A 20,810-nucleotide genomic window follows, 5' to 3' on the forward strand; every position below is an offset into this window, starting at 1 on the left:
CGATGCTGTCGGAGCGTCGCGCTCCATCGGCATTTCAAAGAACAGAACAGCAGGTGAAGTCATGGCCACACCCCAACAATTGCAGCTTCACGCACCCCTGTCCGGCGTATTGATGCCCTTGGACCTTGTGCCCGATCGAGTTTTTTCCAGCCGGATCATCGGCGATGGGCTATGCATCGATCCGACGTCAACAACGTTGTGCGCGCCGCTGGCAGGGGTTGTCAGCAATGTGCAGGCCAGTGGGCATGCGGTCAGCATCACCGATGAAAATGGCGTGCAGGTGTTGATGCACATTGGGCTCGACACGGTGAACCTTGCAGGAAAGGGGTTCACGCGGTTGGTGGAGGAGGGGCAGCAGGTTGCCGTCGGGCAGTCGCTGATTGAGTTCGATGCTGATTTTGTTGCGTTGAATGCACGCAGCCTGCTGACCTTGATGCTGGTGGTCAGCGGTGAGCCGTTCACTTGGCTGACGGCGGAAACCGGGTGGGTAGACAGTGGTCAGCCGTTGCTCGGTTTGAATTCTGTCGAGCTGACAACGGATGAGTCTGTGGCTAAAGAGGGCGAGGCGCTGTTCTCCAAACCGGTGACGTTGCCCAACCCGAACGGCTTGCACGCCCGTCCTGCGGCGGTGTTCGCCCAAGCGGCGAAAGGTTTCTCGGCAAGCATTCACCTGCATAAACAGCAGGAGAGTGCGAATGCGAAATCCCTGGTGGCGATCATGGCATTGCAGACCGTTCACGATGATGTTGTGCAAGTCAGTGCGGTCGGCCCGGATGCTGAGGAGGCGATCAAGGCACTGGCCGAGCTGCTGACCGCCGGATGCGGCGAGACTGTGTCCGTGACGGCGGATGTTGCCCCGCAGCCCCTGGAGGCATCATCGCCCAAGGTGCTGCGTGGGGTATGTGCTTCGGCGGGTTCGGCATTTGGCCAAGTGGTGCAGATCGCCGAGCAGGTCCTTGATGTCAGCGAATGGGGTGAGAGTTCGCGGGTTGAGCGCGATCATCTGTCCGCAGCGTTGACCGAGGCAATTTCAGCGTTGCAGCAGATGCGTGATAACGCCACGGGCGATGCTCAGGCAGAGATCTTCAGGGCGCATCAGGAACTGCTCGAAGACCCGGGTTTGTTAGAGGTGGCTCATGTGCTGATCGACGAAGGCAAAAGCGCCGGATTCGCCTGGCGTGCGGCCACCGGGTCGACGGCAACCTTATTCAAAGGCTTGGGCAATGCGCTGCTGGCCGAACGAGCGGCAGACCTGGCCGATGTCAGTCAGAGAGTGCTCAAGTTGCTACTCGGCGTGCGGGACCGCGAGCTGGAGTTGCCTGAAGGCGCCATTCTGATTGCTGAACAACTGACACCGTCCCAGACCGCCGGGCTCGATACCCATAAGGTGCTGGGTTTTGCCACGGTCGGCGGTGGCGCCACCAGCCATGTCGCGATCCTGGCGCGGGCGTTTGGTTTGCCGGCGATCTGTGGGTTACCGGTGCAAGTGCTGGCGCTGGTCAACGGTACCCAGGTGTTGCTCGATGCCGATAAGGGGGAGTTGCAGCTCGACCCGGATCTGGCCGCCATTGAAGAACTTCAAGCCAGGCGCGCGCTTGCGCAGCAACGTCAGCACCATGAATTGGCGCAGGCGTCGCTGGCTGCCTGTACTCGCGACGGACATCATGTCGAGGTGACAGCCAACATCGCTTCGCTGGCTGAAGCCGAACAGGCCATGGCGTTGGGAGGTGCGGGTGTAGGTTTGCTGCGTTCGGAGTTTCTATATCTGGATCGTCATCATGCGCCGAGCCAGGACGAGCAGGCCTCCACCTACAGCGCCATCGCCCGAGCTCTCGGGCCTGTGCGTAATCTGGTGGTGCGCACGCTGGATGTTGGCGGTGACAAGCCTTTGGCCTATGTCCCGATGGACAGTGAAACCAACCCCTTTCTGGGCGTGCGCGGGATTCGTCTGTGCCTGGAGCGTCCGCAGCTGTTGCGCGATCAATTCAAGGCAATCCTGAGCTGTGCGGGACTGACGCGTTTGCACATCATGCTGCCGATGGTGACGCAGCTGTCGGAGTTGCGAGTGGCTCGTCAACTGCTCGAAGAGGAGGCGCTGGCCCTGGGCCTCACGGAACTGCCGAAGCTGGGGATCATGATCGAGGTGCCAGCAGCGGCGCTGATGGCTGATCTGTTTGCGCCCGAAGTGGATTTTTTCTCCATCGGCACCAATGACCTGACCCAATACACCTTGGCCATGGACCGCGATCATCCGCGGCTGGCCAGTCAGGCTGACAGTTTTCATCCTGCGGTGCTGCGATTGATCGCCAGCACCGTGAAAGCCGCCCATAGCCACGGCAAGTGGGTGGGCGTGTGCGGCGCCCTGGCCTCCGAAACCCTGGCCACGCCGCTTTTGCTGGGGCTGGGCGTGGATGAGTTGTCGGTGAGTGTGCCGTTGATTCCGGCGGTCAAAGCGGCGGTTCGCACGGTGGACCTGGCGGATTGCCAGGCCATCGCCCAACAGATCCTGGGTCTGGAAAGTGCCGGGCAAGTACGCGAGGTCTTGAGGCTGTATCGCGACGCGACGGTCGAAACTTCACTGGTTATGGAGAACTGAACATGTTCGAGAAAATGCAGCGAGCGTTCTGGAAAGCCTTGACGCCGGATCTGATCGTGGATGAACCGAAGGTGGCTGCGCCATCGGCGCCTGGCCTGGCAGCGAATGTGGTGGCTGCGTTGGGGGGTGTGGATAACCTCAAGTCGCAGCAGCCTGTGGCGCTGACCCGGGTTCGGGTGGAATTGCGCGATGTGGGGCGGATGAATCGACAGGCTTTGAATCTGGCAGGTGTGCCAGGCGTCATGATGCTGGAGGGCGGCGTGGTGCACCTGATCACTGGCCTTCAGCCATAACCGATCCCTCGACACAGATGATGTGCGTCTCTCGGTCGCCCTTACCGTTTCTCAACCGCAGGTGTATCGTATTCGCCTTTTCCAGGTCCCCGGACCTGTCGCTGATACGTGAGGTAGTTGAGTTCATGTCCTTTACCCGTCGCCAAATCCTCGGTGGCCTGGCCGGTCTTGTTGTCGTTGGCGTCGGTGCGGGGGGCGCATCGCGTTACTGGCTGGGCAAGATGGCCGACGCCGATGCGGGCCACGACTATGAGCTGATTGCGGCGCCGCTGGACGTCGAACTGGTGGCCGGGCACAAGACCCAAGCCTGGGCGTTCGGCCCGTCGGCACCGGGCACCGAGTTGCGCGTGCGTCAGGGTGAATGGTTGCGGGTGCGGTTCATCAACCACTTGCCGGTGGCGACCACCATTCACTGGCACGGCATCCGCCTGCCGCTGGAGATGGACGGCGTGCCCTACGTCTCGCAGTTGCCGGTGCTGCCGGGTGAATACTTCGACTACAAATTCCGCGTGCCCGATGCCGGCAGCTACTGGTATCACCCGCATGTGAACAGCAGCGAAGAACTGGGCCGTGGTCTGGTGGGGCCGTTGATTGTCGAAGAGCGTGAGCCGACCGGTTTTAAGTACGAGAAAACCTTGAGCCTCAAGAGCTGGCATGTCGACGAGGTGGGCAATTTCGTCGAGTTCAGCATTCCCCGGGAAGCGGCCCGGGGCGGCACGGCGGGGCGTCTGGCGACGATCAACGGTGTGCCGCAAGCGGTCATCGATTTGCCGGCCGGGCAGATCACCCGCGTGCGCCTGCTCAATCTCGATAACACCTTGACCTATCGCCTCAACATTCCCGGTGTCGAGGCGCAGATCTACGCGTTGGACGGCAATCCCGTCGAGCCGTGTCCATTGGGCAAGGAATACTGGCTGGGGCCAGGCATGCGCATTTGCCTGGCAATCAAGGCACCTGCGGCCGGTGAAGAATTATCCCTGCGCAACGGCCCGGTACGCTTGGGCACGTTCCGCTCTGTGGCGAACACCGATGCCCCAACCGAGTGGCCGCCCGCGCTGCCCGCCAACCCGGTGGCCGAGCCGGACCTGGCCAATGCCGAGAAACTCAACTTCAATTTCGAATGGGTGGGTTCAGTCTCGGTGAACGTCGACAACGGTCGGCCGCCGAGCCTGTGGCAGATCAACGGCAAGGCCTGGGACATCACCGACAAGACCTGCGCCGATCGCCCGATTGCCAAGCTCGAGAAGGGCAAAAGCTACATTTTCGAATTGAAGAACATGACTCAGTATCAGCACCCGATTCACCTGCATGGCATGAGCTTCAAGGTCATTGCCTCGAACCGGCACAAGGTCATCCCGTATTTCACCGACACCTATTTGCTGGGCAAGAACGAGCGGGCGCAAGTGGCGCTGGTAGCGGATAACCCTGGGGTGTGGATGTTCCATTGCCATGTGATCGACCACATGGAAACCGGCCTGATGGCCGCGATCGAGGTGGCGTGATGCGTCAGATTCGTCCCGCCGCGATCATCGACCGCAGCCGTGATCGTGACTTCATGCGCGAAGCGCTGGCGCTGGCCGCACAAGGCGCTGCGCTGGGTGAAGTGCCGGTGGGCGCGGTGTTGGTGCAGGACGGTGAAATCATCGGCCGTGGCTTCAATTGCCCGATCAGCGGCAACGACCCGAGCGCGCATGCGGAGATGGTCGCGATCCGCGCAGCGGCATTGGCCGCCAGTAATTACCGTTTACCCGGCAGTACGCTGTACGTGACGCTTGAGCCGTGCAGTATGTGCGCCGGGCTGATCGTGCATTCGCGCATTGCGCGGGTGGTGTACGGCGCGCTGGAGCCCAAGGCGGGGATTGTGCAGAGTCAGGGGCAGTTCTTTACCCAGGGCTTTTTGAATCACCGGGTGCTGTATGAAGGTGGGGTGTTGGCCGAGGAATGCGGGGCGGTGCTCAGCGAATTCTTCAAGGCCCGGCGCGCCAAACCCGCAGACTAGAGGCGACAATGAAGCAGCCCTCGCGGGCAAGCCTCGCTCCTACGGGGTTGTGTCGTACGCCAATTCCGCGACCGACGCATAACCTGTAGGAGCGAGGCTTGCCCGCGAAGCTTTTACTTACGGGCGACGATGACGGCACGCATCGGCGCCGGCAACCCTTCAATCGTCTTGCTGTGATCCTCGGGATCGAGGAAATCACACAACGACTGATACTTCATCCACTCCGTCCCGCGCTGTTCCTCGACGGTCGTCACGCTGACATCCACGCACTTCACGTCCGTGAAACCGGCACGCCGCAACCAAAGCATCAGTGCCGGCACCGATGGCAGGAACCACACGTTACGCATCTGCGCATAACGATCTTCCGGCACCAGCACCTGCTGCTGATCGCCTTCGATCACCAGCGTCTCCAGCACCAGTTCGCCGCCCTTGACCAGGCAATCCTTCAGCGCCAACAGATGCTCGATCGGCGAGCGGCGGTGGTAGAACACGCCCATGGAAAACACTGTGTCGAAGCCTTCGAGTTCCGGTGGCAGGTCTTCAAAAGGAAACGGCAGGTGCCAGGCATTGGGCTCGGACAAATAACGCTGAACCGCCTGGAACTGACAGAAGAACAGCCAGTTCGGGTCGACACCGATCACGCTGTCCGCGCCGGCACCGAGCATGCGCCACATGTAGTAACCATTGCCGCAGCCGACATCGAGGATGCGTTTGCCCTTCAGGTTCAGATGTGGCGCGACTCGCGACCATTTCCAGTCCGAGCGCCATTCGGTATCGACGTGCACGCCGAACAGATCGAACGGGCCTTTGCGCCACGGCGACAACCCCATCAATGCGGTACGCATTTGCGCGCGGGTCTCAGCGTCGCAATCGGTGTCCAGGGTCAGGCCGTTGAGCAGGTCGACTTCGCTCGGCTGGATCTTCGGCAAGGCGTCCAGCGCGTTCTGCCAGCGCTCCAGGTCGCCGTGACCCTTTTCCATTTTCTTGTCGAGTTGCGCTTGCAGGGTGTTGGCCCATTCGGCCAGCGGTGTACCGGCCAGACGGCGGGCGAGGGGGGACAGATCAATCATGGCAAGGCAATCAACGAGGCAAAGTTAAGACACTGGAACCACGGCACGACTTTCGAGAACCCGGCGGCCAACAGGCGCTCGCGGTGTTCTTCGAGGCTGTCGGGCTTCATGACGTTTTCGATGGCGCTGCGCTTCTGGGCGATTTCCAGTTCGCTGTAGCCGTTGGCGCGTTTGAAGGCGACGTGCAGGTCGGTGAGCAGCGCATGTTCTTCGGGGTCGTTGAAGCGCAGCTTTTCCGAGAGGATCAACGCACCGCCAGGCAGCAGCGATTGACGGATGCGACTCAGCAACGCGGTGCGCTGCTCGGGAGCAATGAATTGCAACGTGAAGTTCAGCGCCACTACGGAGGCTGGCTGAAAGTCGAGGGCGAGGATGTCGCCTTCGATCACTTCCACCGGCAGCAACTCCTGGAACATCGAATCCTGACCGTTGAGGTATTCGCGGCAGCGTTCGACCATCGCCGCCGAGTTATCCACAGCGATGACGCGGCAGCCATCGGTGCGCACGTGACGGCGCAACGCCTGGGTCACGGCGCCGAGGGACGAGCCGAGGTCGTAGAGCACGCTGTTGGGCTGGGCGAATTGCGCGGCGAGCACGCCGAGGTTTTCGACAATGGTCGGATAACCTGGCACCGAGCGCTTGATCATGTCCGGGAACACCCGCACCACGTCCTCGTTAAAGGCGAAGTCGGGCACCTGGGCCAAAGGCTGGGCGAAAAGGCGATCGGGTTCTTTGCTCACGGCGGTTCCAGCGGCGTATGTGGAAAAGGCCGGCATTTTAGCCAACTTGGCGCGGGGATGCGCGGGTTGTCTGATAAAGCGGTGGGCAGGCTTTTAGATATTCGTGTTCAGGGACATTGCTTCGCGAGCAGGCTCGCTCCTACAGGGATTGCGCTGTACCTGTGGGAGCGAGCCTGCTCGCGATGAGTTCAGCGCGGTTTGGTGCCGAACGCCGACGCCGCAATCCCCCATTGCCCCAGCCAGTAACTGAGGATGATGACGTAAGGCGCGGCATGAAACGGCGCAACAAACCGATTGATACCAATCACGCTATCTGAAAACACAAACGCCAGCGCGCCGCCCGCCGCCAGCAGCGCAGAGCGCTTCGGTACATCGGTGCCCAGGCGAGCCAGTGCCCGCCAAAGCATGGCGCTGATGGCCAGGCCGTAGACAATCACCGGGATCAGCAGGGGGCCCAAACCATTGGCAATCAAAATCCCCAACAGCACCGCGCCGACGCCCAGCGCGAGGATCAACGGCAGCACCGCCAACCGCCGGCAATCACTCAAATAAGCTTTCAGATAGGCAAGGTGCGCGACCAAAAACGCCCCGAGGCCGAACACAAACAAATCCCCCGGCCACGCGAGCAAGACATCGCCGAGCAGGGAAAAGATCAAGCCCAGGCTGATCCAGCGTCGATATTCGCTGGGCGGCGCATCGTGCAGCCAGCCGAGCAAGGCCAGCACGGGCAACGGTTTGACCAGCAGGCAGAGCAGCGCGGCGTGCACGCTCAGGCCGTAAAGAAAGGTCACCGCGCCCATCAGCGCCAGAATCAGCCAGCCCATGATCAGTTAACCGAGATCGCGCAGTCGAAGGTTTCCACCGCCGGCACTTCCGGCGCCCAGGGTTGTTGCGAAGTCAGGCGCAAGCGCCCCGAACCGGCCGCGAACGCCTGAAAGCGCCAGGTCGACACACCGGCTGCGCCCACGACACCGGCATCTTCCGGGTTTCGATAAACTTCTGGCCCCAGAGCGCGTAATACGCCACCGGCCGAATCCTGGATCGCCCAGCGGTAACCCGTGGTCGGGTTGCTCGGCAGGGACAGGATCAGGTTTTGCCCGTTGTGCAGTTGCACGGGGCATTCGCTTTGTTTTTCCACGGTCACGTTCTGTTTCGGTTGCGTGGCGCACGCGGCCAGCAAGGCGAGGGCGAGAGGGACAAACAGGCGGGTGGGGGACATGGGGGCAGTGGCTCCGGCATTCACGACGAACGGCGAGCATAACCGAGATGAGACAAATTGTGACAGCTGCGGAAGCCGGCGCTGTCAGTGCTGACGCCATCGCGAGCAGGCTCGCTCCCACAGGGGATTCGCAGTGGACACGAGATTTGTGAACACCACCAACCACTGTGGGAGCGAGCCTGCTCGCGATAGCAATCGTGCAGCCACTACATGACGATCAGAACAACACCTTCGCCACATCCGCAAAGCGCTTGGCAAAATGCACGGTAATCCCTTCCTTCAGATAATCCGGCAATTCATCAAAGCTCCCACGGTTAGGCTCCGGCAGAATCAATTCAAAAATCTTCTGCCGCCGCGCCGCAATCACCTTCTCGCGCACTCCGCCAATCGGTAAAACATGCCCCGTCAGCGTCAGTTCGCCGGTCATGGCCACGCCTTTTTTCGGCGGCTGATTGCGTGCCAGCGAGAGCAGGGCGCTGGCCATGGTCACGCCGGCGCTCGGGCCGTCTTTCGGGGTGGCGCCTTCCGGTACGTGCAGGTGGACGAAAGCCTCGTCGAAGAACTTCGGATCGCCGCCAAACGACTTCAGATTCGAGCTGACGTAGCTGTAGGCAATTTCCGCCGACTCCTTCATCACGTCACCCAATTGCCCGGTGAGTTTGAAACCACGGTTGAGCGTGTGAATCCGCGTCGCTTCAATCGGCAGTGTCGCGCCGCCCATACTGGTCCAGGCCAGCCCGGTGATCACGCCGGTACCGGACAGCACTTGCTCGTTGCGGAACACCGGGTGGCCGAGTGAGGCTTCGAGGTCTTTCGGGCCGAGCTTGATCACCGCTTTTGGCTCATCGATCAACTTCATCACCGCCTTGCGCACCAGTTTGCCCAGTTGTTTTTCCAACTGCCGCACCCCGGCTTCACGGGCGTAACCGTCGATCAGCGCCTTCAACGCGGTGTCGCTGATGCTCAGGCTGCCTTTCGACACGCCCGCCTTCTCAAGCTGCTTGGGCCACAGATGACGCTTGGCGATGGCGATTTTTTCTTCGGTGATGTAACCCGACAGGCGAATCACTTCCATCCGGTCGAGCAACGGGCCGGGGATTGAATCGAGGGTGTTGGCGGTGCAGACGAACAGCACTTTCGACAGGTCCAGACGCAGGTCCAGGTAATGGTCGAGGAATTCGACGTTCTGTTCCGGGTCGAGGGTTTCCAGCAGCGCCGAGGCCGGATCGCCCTGGTAGCTCTGGCCCATCTTGTCGATTTCGTCGAGCATGATCACCGGGTTCATCACTTCGACGTCTTTCAACGCTTGCACGAGTTTGCCCGGCATCGCACCAATGTAGGTGCGACGGTGGCCCTTGATCTCGGCTTCGTCGCGCATGCCGCCGAGGCTGAAACGATAGAACGGTCGGCCCAAGGATTCGGCGATGGATTTGCCGACGCTGGTTTTACCCACGCCCGGCGGGCCGACCAGCAGCACGATGGAGCCGCTGATCTCACCTTTGTAGGCTCCCACGGCGAGGAACTCGAGAATGCGGTCCTTGATGTCATCGAGGCCCGCGTGGTGTTTGTCCAGCACCTTGCGGGCATGTTTGAGGTCGAGTTTGTCCTCGCCATACACGCCCCACGGCACCGAGGTCGCCCAGTCGAGGTAGTTGCGCGTGACCGCGTACTCCGGCGATCCGGTCTCGAGGATCGACAGCTTGTTCATTTCCTCTTCAATGCGTTTCTGTGCCTGCGTCGACAACACCTTGCCGACCAGGCGCTGTTCGAACTGCTCGATGTCGGCGCTGCGGTCGTCCTTGGTCAGGCCCAGCTCTTGCTGGATGACTTTTAACTGTTCTTTGAGGAAGAACTCGCGCTGATGCTCGCCGATCTTGCGGTTAACTTCGGCGGAAATTTCTTTTTGCAGCCGCGCAACTTCAACTTCCTTGCGCAGCATCGGCAGGACTTTTTCCATGCGCTTGAGCATCGGCACGCAGTCGAGCACTTCTTGCAGCTCGCTGCCGGTCGCCGACGTCAGGGCGGCGGCGAAGTCGGTCAGCGGCGACGGATCGTTGGGGCTGAAGCGGTTGAGGTAGTTCTTCAGCTCTTCGCTGTACAGCGGGTTGAGCGGCAGCAGTTCCTTGATCGCGTTGATCAGCGCCATGCCGTAGGCCTTGACCTCGTCGGTCGGCTCGGTGGGCTGGTGCGGGTACTCGACTTCCACCAGGTACGGCGGGCGATGGTGCTTGAGCCAGGTCTTGAGGCGTACGCGGGTCAGGCCCTGGGCGACGAATTGCAGCTTGCCGTTTTCGCGGCTGGCGTGGTGCACCTTGACCAGCGTGCCGTAGAGCGGCAGGGCCGAGGTGTCGAAATGGCGCGGGTCTTCCTGGGGCGTGTCCATGTAGAACAGGGCCAGGGAGTGGTGATCGGATTTGCTCACCAGATCCAGCGTTTCAGCCCACGGTTCTTCATTGACGATCACCGGCAGCACTTGGGCCGGGAAGAACGGGCGATTGTGGATCGGGATGATGTAGACCTTGTCCGGCAGGTTCTGGCCGGGCAGGGCGAGGCCTTTGCCGGTGGAGTGGTGCGGGGCGTTTTCGGGGTCGGCGTAGTCGCTCGGGTCTTCGGGGAATTCTTGCTGGTCGCTCATGGGGCACCTGCGCAATGGGGTATGGGTCTTAGATGGGGCAGGTGGGGGGTGGTTTCAATGGCTGGGGGTGTTTCGTGATGTGCGTTCAGGTTTTCGACAGGGTTGGGGGATTTTTGGTGTTTGTGCGGACCACATCGCTGGCAATCGACTCCTGCAGTTGTAGCGCATTCCAGCAGGCGACGCTTTTTCCAACCAGCTGATCAGCGTAGAGATCGAGATTCGAATTTACCGTTGGTCTGATATCGCCGTGCACCTGTTAGTTCTGACAGTTGTCGGAAAATGCCGTTTCAGATTGGATAAGGCTTCCGTAAATAACGCTTTGAAGGACCAATAACATGACTATCGACAATACAATTGTGATCCATGATTCTGCGGGTAATGAGGTTGTTGACGGCACAAAAGTAACAGGAGAGGCGTTGACGTTTTTTGGTACTACGCCTGCCAATAAGCTTGTCGAGATTTTCTTTAATAATGAAAAAGATCCTAGGTTTACCGTAAGTTCGGCCGGTGACCATTTCGGCAGGGTCACACTTTACTTGAAACCAGGTTCTTATCACACGAGGGTAAAATTCGAGCATCTGAAAGAAGAAAAAGAACTATTTTTCGAAGTACTGTTAGGGTGAAGTTCGTACCCGCTGCCTGAACTTCTAAAACACCGCTGAAACTACCCACAGCGGTGTTTTACTATTTGTCTTGTTACTTGACTCAAGCCAAGTGGACGATTATCTGTGGCAATTCCGGCCTCAGACCTTGGCACTCACCTCACTGCGATTGACCAACGCCTCCAGCGCATCGGTCAGGCTCGGCGCTTTGTCGCCGACCAACAGATGCCAGATGCCACCGTCCAGCTGACTGACTCCCTGACAACCCAGTGCCTTCAATTCACATTCCGACAAGGTCTTGCCGTCGGCCAGTTGCAGACGAATCCGGGTCATGGCCACGCAATCCATCTGCAAGACGTTTTCCCTGCCACCCAACGCATTCAGCCAGCGCTGTGCTTCCGGGTGCGCCACGACGGCAGGCGCAGGCGTATCAATCGCAACCGCCGGTGTCGACACCGCCGCACGGCTGACTGCCGGCATCGCCAGGCGGATTTCGTCGGCAATACTGTCGGCCATGGGCCCGACGACCACCTGCAAACTCCCGCCCTTGCCCGGACGCACCACAGCCATCGCGCCCAGCGCTTTCAGCTCGGCATCGTTGGCCTTGTTGCGATCCACCATGTCCAGTCGCAGTCGCGTGGTGCAGGCACCGACGGTGAGCAAATTCTGCGCGCCGCCCAGCGCCTTGATGTACGCCCCGGCCCGTTGGTTTTCCGCCACCCGCGCTTTCTCGGTCGTGGCCACGTCTTCACGCCCAGGCGTCTTCAGGTTGAACCGGCGAATGCAGAAATTGAACACCGTGTAATAAATCACCGCATAGGCCAGCCCCACCGGGATCACCCGCCACCCATTAGTGGATTTGCCCCAACCGAGAATCATGTCGATGAAGCCGCCGGAGAAGGTGAAACCGAGGTGGATGTTCAGAAGGTTGGTGACAGCCATCGACAGGCCCGTCAGCAGCGCGTGCAGCAGATACAGCAGCGGCGCGAGAAACATGAAGGCGAATTCGATCGGCTCGGTCACCCCAGTCAGGAACGAGGTCAGCGCCATCGACAGGAAGATCCCGCCCATCACTTTGCGCCGTTCCGGCAACGCATTGCGGTACATTGCCAGGCACGCCGCTGGCAGGCCGAAGAGCATCACCGGGAACATGCCGGTAGTGAATTGGCCGCCCTTGGGGTCACCGGCGAAGTAGCGCGAGATATCGCCGGTCACCAGTGCGCCGGTGGCCGGGTCAGTGAAGTTGCCGAAGACGAACCACGCCATGTTGTTGATGATGTGGTGCAGGCCGGTCACGATCAGCAGGCGGTTGAGCACGCCGAAAATGAAGGCGCCCACGCTGCCGCTTTCCAGCATCAACACGCCGAAGCTGTTGATGCCGTGCTGGATCGGCGGCCAGATCAGGCCGAACACCACGCCCAGGCCGACTGCGGCGAACCCGGTGATGATCGGCACAAAGCGCCGGCCGCCGAAGAACGCCAGGTATTCCGGGAGCTTGATGTCTTTGAAACGGTTGTACAGCGCACCGGCCATCAAGCCGCTGACGATCCCCGCGAGCATGCCCATGTTGATGCTCGCGTCGAGCACCTTGAGGGTGGAGATCATCACCAGGTAGCCAATCACTCCAGCGAGGCCTGCGGTGCCGTTGTTGTCCTTGGCGAAGCCGACCGCGATGCCGATGGCGAAGATCATCGCCAGGTTGGCGAAGATGACCTGACCGGCATCGTGGATGATCGCGATGTCCAGCAGGTCGGTGTCGCCCAGGCGCAGCAACAACCCGGCAATCGGCAGGATCGCGATCGGCAGCATCAGCGCACGGCCGAGGCGCTGCAGGCCTTCGATGAAGTATTGGTACATGGCGGATCTCCCTGGATTCTTGTTATTAGTTGTTCAGCTCAGAGGCCAATGTTGGTGACAGGCGTGACGCACCGCGCTGGCGCTGCTCAGCTTGAGCAGGCCGTGGCTGATGCGTCGGCATTCGCTGGCGTCGAGGTGGCGCACGCGGTCCTTGATTTCGCCGATTTGCACCGGGCTGACCGACAACTCGCTGATGCCCAGGCCAATCAGGACCGGCGTCGCCAGCGGATCGGAGGCGAGCGCGCCGCACACGCCGACCCAGCGGCCATGCACGGCGGCACCGGAGCAGGTCTGGGCGATCAGCCGCAGCAGCGCCGGGTGCATGGCATCGACCCGCGACGCGAGGCCGGCGTGGTCGCGGTCCATCGCCAGGGTGTACTGGGACAAATCGTTGGTGCCGATGGACAGGAAGTCCGCGTGCTCGGCCAGTTGCTCGGCCAGCAACGCGGCGGCCGGGACTTCGATCATCACCCCCAACTCCGGGCGCTCGCTGACACCGAGCTCCGCGCACAAGGCCTCGAGACGCTGGCGGACGTGCAACAGCTCGTCGACTTCGGTGACCATCGGCAGCAGGATCCGGCAGCGCGACAACGGGCTGACGTGCAGCAGGGCGCGCAGTTGCTGATCGAGAATTTCCGGACGGGCCTGAGCCAGGCGAATCCCGCGCAAGCCGAGCACCGGATTGGCCTCGGTCGGCAATGGCAGGTAATCGAGCTGCTTGTCGCCGCCGACGTCGATGGTGCGGATAATCACCGACTTGTCGCCCATGGCGTCGAGCACCGCTTGATAGGCGACACGCTGTTCCTCTTCGTCCGGCGCAGTGTGGCGGTCGACGAACAGGAACTCGGTGCGCAGCAGGCCGACGCCATCGGCGCCGTTGGCCAGCGCATCGGCTGCCTCAGCGCTGGAGGCGACATTGGCGGCGACTTCGATCTGCACCCCGTCGAGCGTCAGCGCCTGGGTATGCGCCTGAGATTGTTGCAGCGCTCGACGTTGCTGGTGGTCCCGTTGCGCCTGATGCACGTCGGCCATGCGCTGGGCAGAAGGCGCGAGTTCGAGACGCCCACCGTCGGCATCCAGCACCACCGCCTGGCCCTGTTGCTGATCCAGCAGCGCCGACCCCAGCGCGACCATGCACGGCAAGCCTTTGCCGCGAGCGAGAATCGCCACGTGGGACGTCGCGCCGCCCTCGGCCATGCACAGCCCGGCGACCCCTTGCTGGCTGAGTTGCAGCAGGTCGGACGGGGTCAGTTCATGCGCGGCGACGATGGCGCCGGCCGGCAGGTCGTAGTGCCAGCGCTCACCGAGCAGCGCGCGCAATACCCGTTGCTTGAGGTCGCGCAAGTCGTTGGCGCGTTCGGCCAGCAATGGGCTGCCGAGTTGCTGCAGCACGTCGCATTGCACATCGATCGATTGGCTCCAGGCGTGAGTCGCGGCCACGCCCCGGTCGATGGCGGCGTGTGCTGCATCCAACAGCGCCGGGTCTTCGAGCAGGGCGAGGTGCGCGGCGAAGATCGCTTCTTCGTCGGTGTCCTTGTGCTTCCTGGCCTGGGCCAGCGTGGTATCGATTTCGTGGCGCACGGCGTTCAGCGCGGTATCAAGGGCATGGCGCTGTTGCTCCGGAACGTGGTTGCCGGCGTCCTCCGGCAAGCTGATCGTGTTCAAGCGAAATAGCGGTCCGCCGACCAGGCCGGGCGCAGCGCACACACCATGAAGTACACCCGCTTCGGCTGCACGCCGACGCTGGGCAATCGGTGTTGGCGCGATGGCGTGACTGTCTTCGGTCAGCGCGGTGGACAATGCCGTCAACAATGCTTGCAGCGCCGCTTCGGCATCCGTGCCCTGACAGCTGACCTGAACCTCGTCCTGCTCACCGATGGCCAGCCCCATCAACCCGATCAGGCTGTCGCAGCGCGCCGATTTGCCGGCGAAGTGCAGCTGCGATTTGCTTTTGAAGCCTTGTGCGGTCTGGCGGATCAGCGCTGCCGGCCGAGCGTGCAAACCACCCCGGTGGGCGATACGGATGTGGCCGACAAACGCTTCCCCGGACAGGTCCGCTTCTGCCTGCGCGCCAGACGCCTGTCGACGAATGATGTGCAGCAACGGTTCACCGACCTTCACCGATTTCAGCGTGATTGGCCGCGCCTGAAAGTCCTCGCTGTTGGTCAGGATCATCAGGCTGACCAGGCTTTTGCACTGCTGCGCGACCTTGTCCAGGTCATAGCGCAGCAGTGGCTGGCCATTGGCGACGCGCGCCCCTTCCTTGACCAGCATCGAGAACCCGTTGCCCTGCAACTCGACGGTGTCCAGGCCCAGGTGCAGCAGCAATTCGGCGCCGTTGTCGGCGCGCAAGGTGATGGCGTGGCCGGTGCGGGCGACGTGCACCACCACGCCGGCGCACGGCGCGTGCAGGGTATCGTTCAGCGGATCGATGGCGATCCCGTCGCCCATCGCGCCGCTGGCGAACACCGGGTCCGGGACCTTGGCGAGTGTGAGCACCGGGCCGCTGAGCGGGGCGCTGAGGGTCAGCTCTTTATTATTGTTGTGCATGGCTCGGTCTCATCAAAAAACAACAGTTCGTATCAACGCCGTCCCCTGTAGGAGCCGAGCTTGCTCGCGAAGGCGGCATTTCAGCCGCAGATGATGCGTCGGATGTACCAACGTCTTCGCGAGCAAGCTCGGCTCCTGCTGGGGTATGCATTCACCATTCGAATCAATGCGTTCGCGTGACTTTGCTCAGGTGCCGTGGCTGGTCCGGGTCCATGCCGCGCGCCACCGCCAGACCAGCGGCCATGACGTAGAAACTCTGGATCGCCAGAATCGGATCGAGGGCCGAGTGTTCGGCGCGGGTCAGGGTGAGGTCGCGTTCGGCGATGTCATCCGGCGCGGCCAGCAATACGCGTGCCCCCCGCAGACGCATGTCGGCGGCGAGACTGATCAGGCCAGCCTGCTCGGCACCGCGTGGGGCGAACACCAGCAACGGATAGTGCTCGCCGATCAACGCCATCGGGCCGTGACGGACTTCGGCACTGCTGAAGGCTTCGGCCTGAATCGCCGAGGTCTCCTTGAATTTGAGCGCCGCTTCCTGGGCGATGGCGAAACCGGCGCCACGGCCGATCACCATCAGGCGTTGGCAATCGCGCAAGGCGTCGATGGCCAGGCTCCAGTCCTGCTGCGCCGCTTCGCGCAGACCTTCCGGCAAGGCGTGGCCGGCTTCAAGCAATTGCTCGTCTTCTTTCCAGTGCGCGATCAGGCGGGCGCTGGCGCTGAGGGTGGCGATAAAACTCTTGGTCGCGGCGACGCTGCTTTCCGTCCCCGCGCACAGCGGCAGGCTGAATTCACACGCGGCTTCCAGCGGCGAACTTTCGGCGTTGACCATGGAAATGCTCAAGGCGCCGCGTTTGCGCAACAGGCGCAGGCTGTTCACCAGATCCGGGCTTTGCCCTGATTGTGAGAAAGCGAATGCCACCTGACCGCTGACCTTCAACGGCGCTTGTTGCATGGTCACCACCGACATCGGCAGCGACGCCACGGGAATCCCCAGTTGCTGCATGGTCAGGTAGGCGAAGTAGCTGGCGGCATGGTCGGAACTGCCGCGCGCGACGGTCATCGCCACTTGCGGCGGCTGACGGCGCAGACGCCCGGCAATTTCGATCATCTGCGGGTCGAGTTGCTGCAACTGCGCCTGCACGGCTTCGAACGAGGACAGCGCCTCTTCAAGCATTTTGAAGTCAATGTCTTCTCCTTCGACCATGACGGCGGTCAGTGTGAGTGAGCGATCCAGCCGCACGCAGTCGGCCCAGGCGCCGGGTTGCAGGCGTCCGCGTTCGGTGATGCCGAGGTAGTCGGCGGGGAATTGCGAAAGACGTTGCGAAGCCTCGGCGATCGGCAAACCGATCTTCACCAGGTTGCGCAACGCCTGATCCATGGTCAGCGTGCTGCCGGCCAGGGTGCCGTCGGGCAGGCGCACACCGCCCAGGCATTTGGTCACCGTGTGGCTACCGAGCTTGTATTCACCGTCCGGCATGCCGGCGGCGGCGGTGGAATCCGTGACGCAATACAGGCACGGAATCGAGCGCAGGGCTACGCGCATCGCGCCGGGGTGCACGTGCAGCAAGTCCGGAATCAGTTCCGCGTATTTCGCATGCGCCAGCGCTGCGCCGACGATGCCAGGCTCGCGATGATGCAGCGGGCTCATGGCGTTGTAGAGGTGGGTAAAACTGCTCGCGCCGGCGGCCAGTGCGGCCACACCTTCCTCGTAACTGCCAAGGGTGTGGCCGATCTGCATGCGCACGCCACGCGAACTGAGGGCGCGGATCAAGGCATCGTGGCCAGCGATTTCCGGAGCAATGGTGATGACGCGGATCGGCGCCAGGGCCAGGTATTCCTCGACTTCGGCCATCAACGCGGTATGGGCGAAATTCGGTTGTGCGCCAAGTTTGCCAGGGTTGATGTACGGGCCTTCCAGGTGCACACCGAGCACGCGGGCGCTGCCGCTCGGGCGTTGTTCGCAGAACTCGCCGACGGCTTTGAGCACACTGGAAATCTCTTCGCTCGGCGCGGTCATGGTGGTCGCCAGCAACGAGGTGGTGCCGAAACGCACGTGGGTTCGGGTGATGGTTTCGAAGGCGGTCGCGCCTTCCATGATGTCTTTGCCACCGCCGCCGTGAACGTGCAGGTCGATGAAACCGGGCAGCAAGTAAGGCAGGTCGTTATCTGCCGGATCGCACGGCACGCCTTCGATCGACAGGATCTTGCCGTGTTCGTGAACCAGCCGGCCGCGTATCCAGCCGCCGGCGGTGAGGATGTTGTCTTCGGACATGATGGGGTCTCGGTTCTTAGCGGCGAAGCTCTTTATCAACGAAGCTCTTTATCTACGAAGCTCTTTATCTACGAAGCTCTGCGACAAAGTCGTAGTAGTCGTTGCGGCAATAGGTGTCGGTGACTTCGATCGGCGTGTTGTCTTCGAGGTAGCCGACCCGGGTCATCAGCAACATGGCGGTGCCGGGGGCGATGCCGACCAGTGCGGCGAATTCGTCCGAGGCGTTGATCGCCTGGATGTGCTGCAAGGCGCGGACCACCGGTTTGCCGATGCCGTCGAGGTATTCGTAGAGGGAATCGCCCACCGCTTGCGGCTTGGGAATGATCGAGGCGGGCAGGGTGCTCATCTCGATGGCCATTACCGTGTCGTCGGCTTTGCGCAGGCGTTTGAGCCGGGCGACCTTGTCGTTTGGCGACAGGCCGAGGCGAATCAGTTCTTCGTGGGTCGGCGGGGTGATTTCCCGTTCCAGCCATTGCGAGCCGGGGACGAAGCCTTTCAGCCGCAGCATCTCGCTGAAACCCGAGAGGCGCGACAGTGGTTGTTCCAGGCGCGGGGTGATGAAGGTGCCGGACCCTTGATTGCGCCGGATCAAGCCTTGATCGAACAGCACTTCCAACGCCTTGCGGGCGGTGACGCGGGAGATGCCCAGTATTTCGCTGAGGTTGCGTTCCGACGGCATCGCCTGCTCGGCTTTCCACTGGCCGGCGTGGATCGCCGCTTCCAGATTACGCGCCAGTTGCAGGTACAGCGGCGTGGGTTGGGTGTCGTCAGGGCGCAGGGCCTGGAGGTCATTCATGTTGGGTGTCCGATGCGGATATTGGAGTGTTGTCGCCCGGTAGTGCAGCGAAAACTAATACCACTTGAATACCATGTCAATGAGACCACTTTGCTGTTGGCGCGGGAAAACCTGCCTTTGCGGATGGCATACAGGGTTGTTGGTTTTAAGTGGTATTAGCGGAGAGGGCGTTGCAAGCAAAAAACGCAGCGTTTGGCAGTGCCTGCGGGTGGGAGTGGTATCAACCCAGCAGGCGCCGCCAAAGGCTGCGATCTTTAGAATTTATTTTGTGACAGGCGACCGAAGGTCGGTGTTACGGGCGGATTTCGATCATCGTGCCGTCCGGCACCAGGCCCCATACCTCGCGCATGTCCATGTTGCGCATGGCGATGCAGCCGTCGGTCCAGTCCAGGGTGTGGAACAGGTTTTCAGGGTTTTCTTCGGTGTCCGGCGTGCCGTGGATCATGATCATGCCGCCGGGCTCGACGCCTTCGCGCCGGGCGCGTGCAGAGTCGCTGATGTTCGGGTAGGAGATGTGCATCGCCAGGTTGAATTTATCGCTGACCTTGCGCCAGTCCAGCCAATAGAAACCTTCAGGCGTGCGTTTGTCGCCTTCCATCAGTTTCGGCCCCTTGGGGCGTTTGCCCAGGGAGATGCGATAGGTCTTCAGCGGCTTGCCGTCGTTGATCAATTGCAATTGGTGGGCGGACTTGAGAACCAGGACTTTGTCGATGACTTTGCCGTCCAGCGTTTCCGCAACGGAAGCCTGGGAGATAGCGACGAACGACAAGCAAAACAGGGCAAGCAACCAGCGCATTGAAACGATATCCCTAAGAGGTGTCGCGGCTATTTTATTTATAGATGTTTTTTAGGTGATGGCAGGCTGAGCAAGCGGCGGGATCGACTCGGATCTCACGGGGTAGACCTCGGTCCGCCGGTCAGCGAAGAAGCATTCTAAGGTACGGCCCACCGTGCGGAAAGCCAGGTCGGACCACGGGATGTCGGCTTCGTCGAAAAGTGCCACTTCCAGGCTCTCGGGGCCGGCGGAAAAATCCAGGTCCACCAGCTCTGCGCGAAAGAACACATGCACCTGACTGATGTGCGGTACATCGATCAACGTATAGATGCTCAAGTTACGCACCCGCGCGCAGGCTTCTTCGGCCGTTTCGCGAATGGCTGCCTGCTCGATGGTTTCACCGTTTTCCATGAAACCGGCGGGCAGGGTCCAGTAACCGAGCCGTGGCTCGATGGCGCGCCGGCACAGCAACACTTTCGAGCCCCAGGTCGCCACGCAGCCGGCGACGATATTGGGGTTCTGGTAGTGAATCGCCTGACAGCTGTCACAGACAAAACGCAGACGCGAATCGCCTTCGGGAATGCGCTGGGTGACCGGGTTGCCGCACTGACTGCAAAATTTCATGCTTGGGTTCCTGAATGCTGCGCCTATCTTGGCGTGCGGCGGTGTCTGTCGGCAAGTTGTCGTTTAGCGACACTCCGCAGTTCGGGGGCTTGGGCGGTCGATGTGATTGGTGCATGATGCGAGGTAGCGAATAAATCGAGAAGACTCATGCTGGACGAGCTACTGCATCGAGTAAGCAACCACATCCCACGCACACTGGAAACCGACAAGCGTTTCCCGGAGGCCGCGGTTCTGGTGCCCATCACTCGCAGTGATGAACCGGAACTGGTTCTGACCCTGCGCGCCAGCGGGCTCTCGACCCATGGCGGCGAAGTGGCCTTCCCCGGCGGACGCCGCGACCCGGAAGACCCGGACCTGATTTTCACCGCACTACGCGAGGCCGAAGAAGAAATCGGCCTGCCGCCGGGGCTGGTCGAAGTGATCGGGCCGTTGAGCCCGCTGATTTCCCTGCACGGCATCAAGGTCACGCCTTATGTCGGCGTGATCCCGGATTTTGTCGAGTACCTGGCCAACGACGCCGAGATCGCTGCGGTGTTCAGCGTTCCCCTGGAGTTCTTCCGCAAGGACCCGCGTGAACATACCCATCGCATCGATTACCAGGGCCGCAGCTGGTACGTGCCGAGTTATCGTTATGGCGAATACAAGATCTGGGGTTTGACCGCGATCATGATCGTCGAGTTGATCAACTTGCTCTATGACGCCAAAATCAGCCTGCACCAGCCGCCCAAGAGTTTTATCAACACCTGAAGCCATCGCTCGTATGGCGTGAAGCCGCGGCTGCC

The 20,810-nt window shown here is 61.4% G+C and carries 17 protein-coding genes and 1 pseudogene; 6 read left to right on the forward strand and 12 right to left on the reverse strand.

Annotated elements, in window-relative coordinates:
• Positions 1 to 61 precede the first annotated feature (61 nt).
• The 4 genes from ptsP (K5R88_RS26525) (at position 62) to tadA (ending at position 4,888) form a co-directional block, all read left to right on the forward strand.
• Positions 62 to 2,596: a phosphoenolpyruvate--protein phosphotransferase gene (ptsP, locus tag K5R88_RS26525; protein ID WP_226298669.1), complete on the forward strand. Its 2,535-nt coding sequence runs from the start codon at positions 62 to 64 to the stop codon at positions 2,594 to 2,596.
• 2 nt (positions 2,597 to 2,598) lie between these two features.
• On the forward strand, positions 2,599 to 2,889 hold the full coding sequence (locus K5R88_RS26530; protein ID WP_008042402.1) for a PTS transporter subunit EIIB: 291 nt from the start codon (positions 2,599 to 2,601) through the stop codon (positions 2,887 to 2,889).
• A gap of 125 nt (positions 2,890 to 3,014) precedes the next feature.
• The gene (locus tag K5R88_RS26535; protein WP_226298670.1) at positions 3,015 to 4,391 is read left to right on the forward strand and encodes a multicopper oxidase family protein; all 1,377 of its coding nucleotides are present in this window, start codon (positions 3,015 to 3,017) and stop codon (positions 4,389 to 4,391) included.
• Complete coding sequence (tadA, locus tag K5R88_RS26540; RefSeq protein ID WP_008042399.1) at positions 4,391 to 4,888, forward strand: tRNA adenosine(34) deaminase TadA; 498 nt, start codon at positions 4,391 to 4,393, stop codon at positions 4,886 to 4,888. The genes K5R88_RS26535 and tadA overlap by 1 nt, the downstream gene beginning before the upstream one ends.
• Positions 4,889 to 5,001: 113 nt before the next feature.
• Here the strand turns inward: tadA and cmoB are convergent, their stop codons facing one another.
• The 5 genes from cmoB to lon form a co-directional block, all read right to left on the reverse strand.
• Positions 5,002 to 5,958 (reverse strand): tRNA 5-methoxyuridine(34)/uridine 5-oxyacetic acid(34) synthase CmoB, encoded by a 957-nt coding sequence (gene cmoB / locus K5R88_RS26545; protein WP_226298671.1) that lies wholly within the window; start codon positions 5,956 to 5,958, stop codon positions 5,002 to 5,004.
• Complete coding sequence (cmoA, locus tag K5R88_RS26550) at positions 5,955 to 6,734, reverse strand: carboxy-S-adenosyl-L-methionine synthase CmoA (RefSeq protein WP_177318187.1); 780 nt, start codon at positions 6,732 to 6,734, stop codon at positions 5,955 to 5,957. Before cmoA ends, cmoB begins: the two co-directional genes overlap by 4 nt.
• A 152-nt stretch (positions 6,735 to 6,886) precedes the next feature.
• Entirely contained in the window at positions 6,887 to 7,522 is a 636-nt protein-coding gene (locus K5R88_RS26555; protein WP_192420143.1) for a lysoplasmalogenase, read from the reverse strand.
• Positions 7,523 to 7,524: 2 nt separating this feature from the next.
• Positions 7,525 to 7,917: a protease inhibitor I42 family protein gene (locus tag K5R88_RS26560; RefSeq protein WP_223520672.1), complete on the reverse strand. Its 393-nt coding sequence runs from the start codon at positions 7,915 to 7,917 to the stop codon at positions 7,525 to 7,527.
• Positions 7,918 to 8,134: 217 nt separating this feature from the next.
• Positions 8,135 to 10,552: an endopeptidase La gene (gene lon / locus K5R88_RS26565; protein WP_008042395.1), complete on the reverse strand. Its 2,418-nt coding sequence runs from the start codon at positions 10,550 to 10,552 to the stop codon at positions 8,135 to 8,137.
• A 335-nt stretch (positions 10,553 to 10,887) separates the two neighbouring features.
• Here lon and K5R88_RS26570 point away from each other — a divergent pair, with 335 nt between their 5' ends.
• Positions 10,888 to 11,175 carry a hypothetical protein gene (locus K5R88_RS26570; protein ID WP_226298672.1) on the forward strand — a complete coding sequence of 96 codons (288 nt, stop codon included), beginning with the start codon at positions 10,888 to 10,890 and terminating at the stop codon, positions 11,173 to 11,175.
• A 120-nt stretch (positions 11,176 to 11,295) separates the two neighbouring features.
• On the opposite strand, the gene nagE is transcribed toward K5R88_RS26570, so the two are convergent.
• From nagE to K5R88_RS26605, 7 genes and pseudogenes are all read right to left on the reverse strand, one after another.
• Positions 11,296 to 13,011, reverse strand: coding sequence for an N-acetylglucosamine-specific PTS transporter subunit IIBC (nagE, locus tag K5R88_RS26575; protein ID WP_226298673.1), 1,716 nt, complete (start codon positions 13,009 to 13,011; stop codon positions 11,296 to 11,298).
• Positions 13,012 to 13,044: 33 nt separating this feature from the next.
• Positions 13,045 to 15,561, reverse strand: coding sequence for a phosphoenolpyruvate--protein phosphotransferase (gene ptsP, locus K5R88_RS26580; protein ID WP_226298674.1), 2,517 nt, complete (start codon positions 15,559 to 15,561; stop codon positions 13,045 to 13,047).
• A 163-nt stretch (positions 15,562 to 15,724) separates the two neighbouring features.
• The gene (locus K5R88_RS26585) at positions 15,725 to 16,735 is read right to left on the reverse strand and encodes an SIS domain-containing protein (RefSeq protein WP_442963919.1); all 1,011 of its coding nucleotides are present in this window, start codon (positions 16,733 to 16,735) and stop codon (positions 15,725 to 15,727) included.
• Positions 16,736 to 16,750: 15 nt separating this feature from the next.
• A pseudogene (gene nagA / locus K5R88_RS26590) lies at positions 16,751 to 17,833 on the reverse strand (N-acetylglucosamine-6-phosphate deacetylase); the annotation flags it as partial.
• Between the two features lie 64 nt (positions 17,834 to 17,897).
• Positions 17,898 to 18,629, reverse strand: a complete 732-nt coding sequence (locus tag K5R88_RS26595; RefSeq protein ID WP_008042387.1) for a GntR family transcriptional regulator — start codon at positions 18,627 to 18,629, stop codon at positions 17,898 to 17,900.
• Between the two features lie 292 nt (positions 18,630 to 18,921).
• The gene (locus K5R88_RS26600) at positions 18,922 to 19,425 is read right to left on the reverse strand and encodes a L,D-transpeptidase family protein (RefSeq protein WP_008025576.1); all 504 of its coding nucleotides are present in this window, start codon (positions 19,423 to 19,425) and stop codon (positions 18,922 to 18,924) included.
• Positions 19,426 to 19,476: 51 nt separating this feature from the next.
• Positions 19,477 to 20,028, reverse strand: a complete 552-nt coding sequence (locus K5R88_RS26605) for an NUDIX hydrolase (RefSeq protein ID WP_008042386.1) — start codon at positions 20,026 to 20,028, stop codon at positions 19,477 to 19,479.
• A 147-nt stretch (positions 20,029 to 20,175) separates the two neighbouring features.
• Here K5R88_RS26605 and K5R88_RS26610 point away from each other — a divergent pair, with 147 nt between their 5' ends.
• Positions 20,176 to 20,775, forward strand: a complete 600-nt coding sequence (locus K5R88_RS26610) for a CoA pyrophosphatase (RefSeq protein ID WP_008025581.1) — start codon at positions 20,176 to 20,178, stop codon at positions 20,773 to 20,775.
• Positions 20,776 to 20,810 lie beyond the last annotated feature (35 nt).

The organism is Pseudomonas sp. MM213 (assembly GCF_020423045.1).
GTDB classification, from domain to species: Bacteria; Pseudomonadota; Gammaproteobacteria; order Pseudomonadales; family Pseudomonadaceae; genus Aquipseudomonas; species Aquipseudomonas migulae.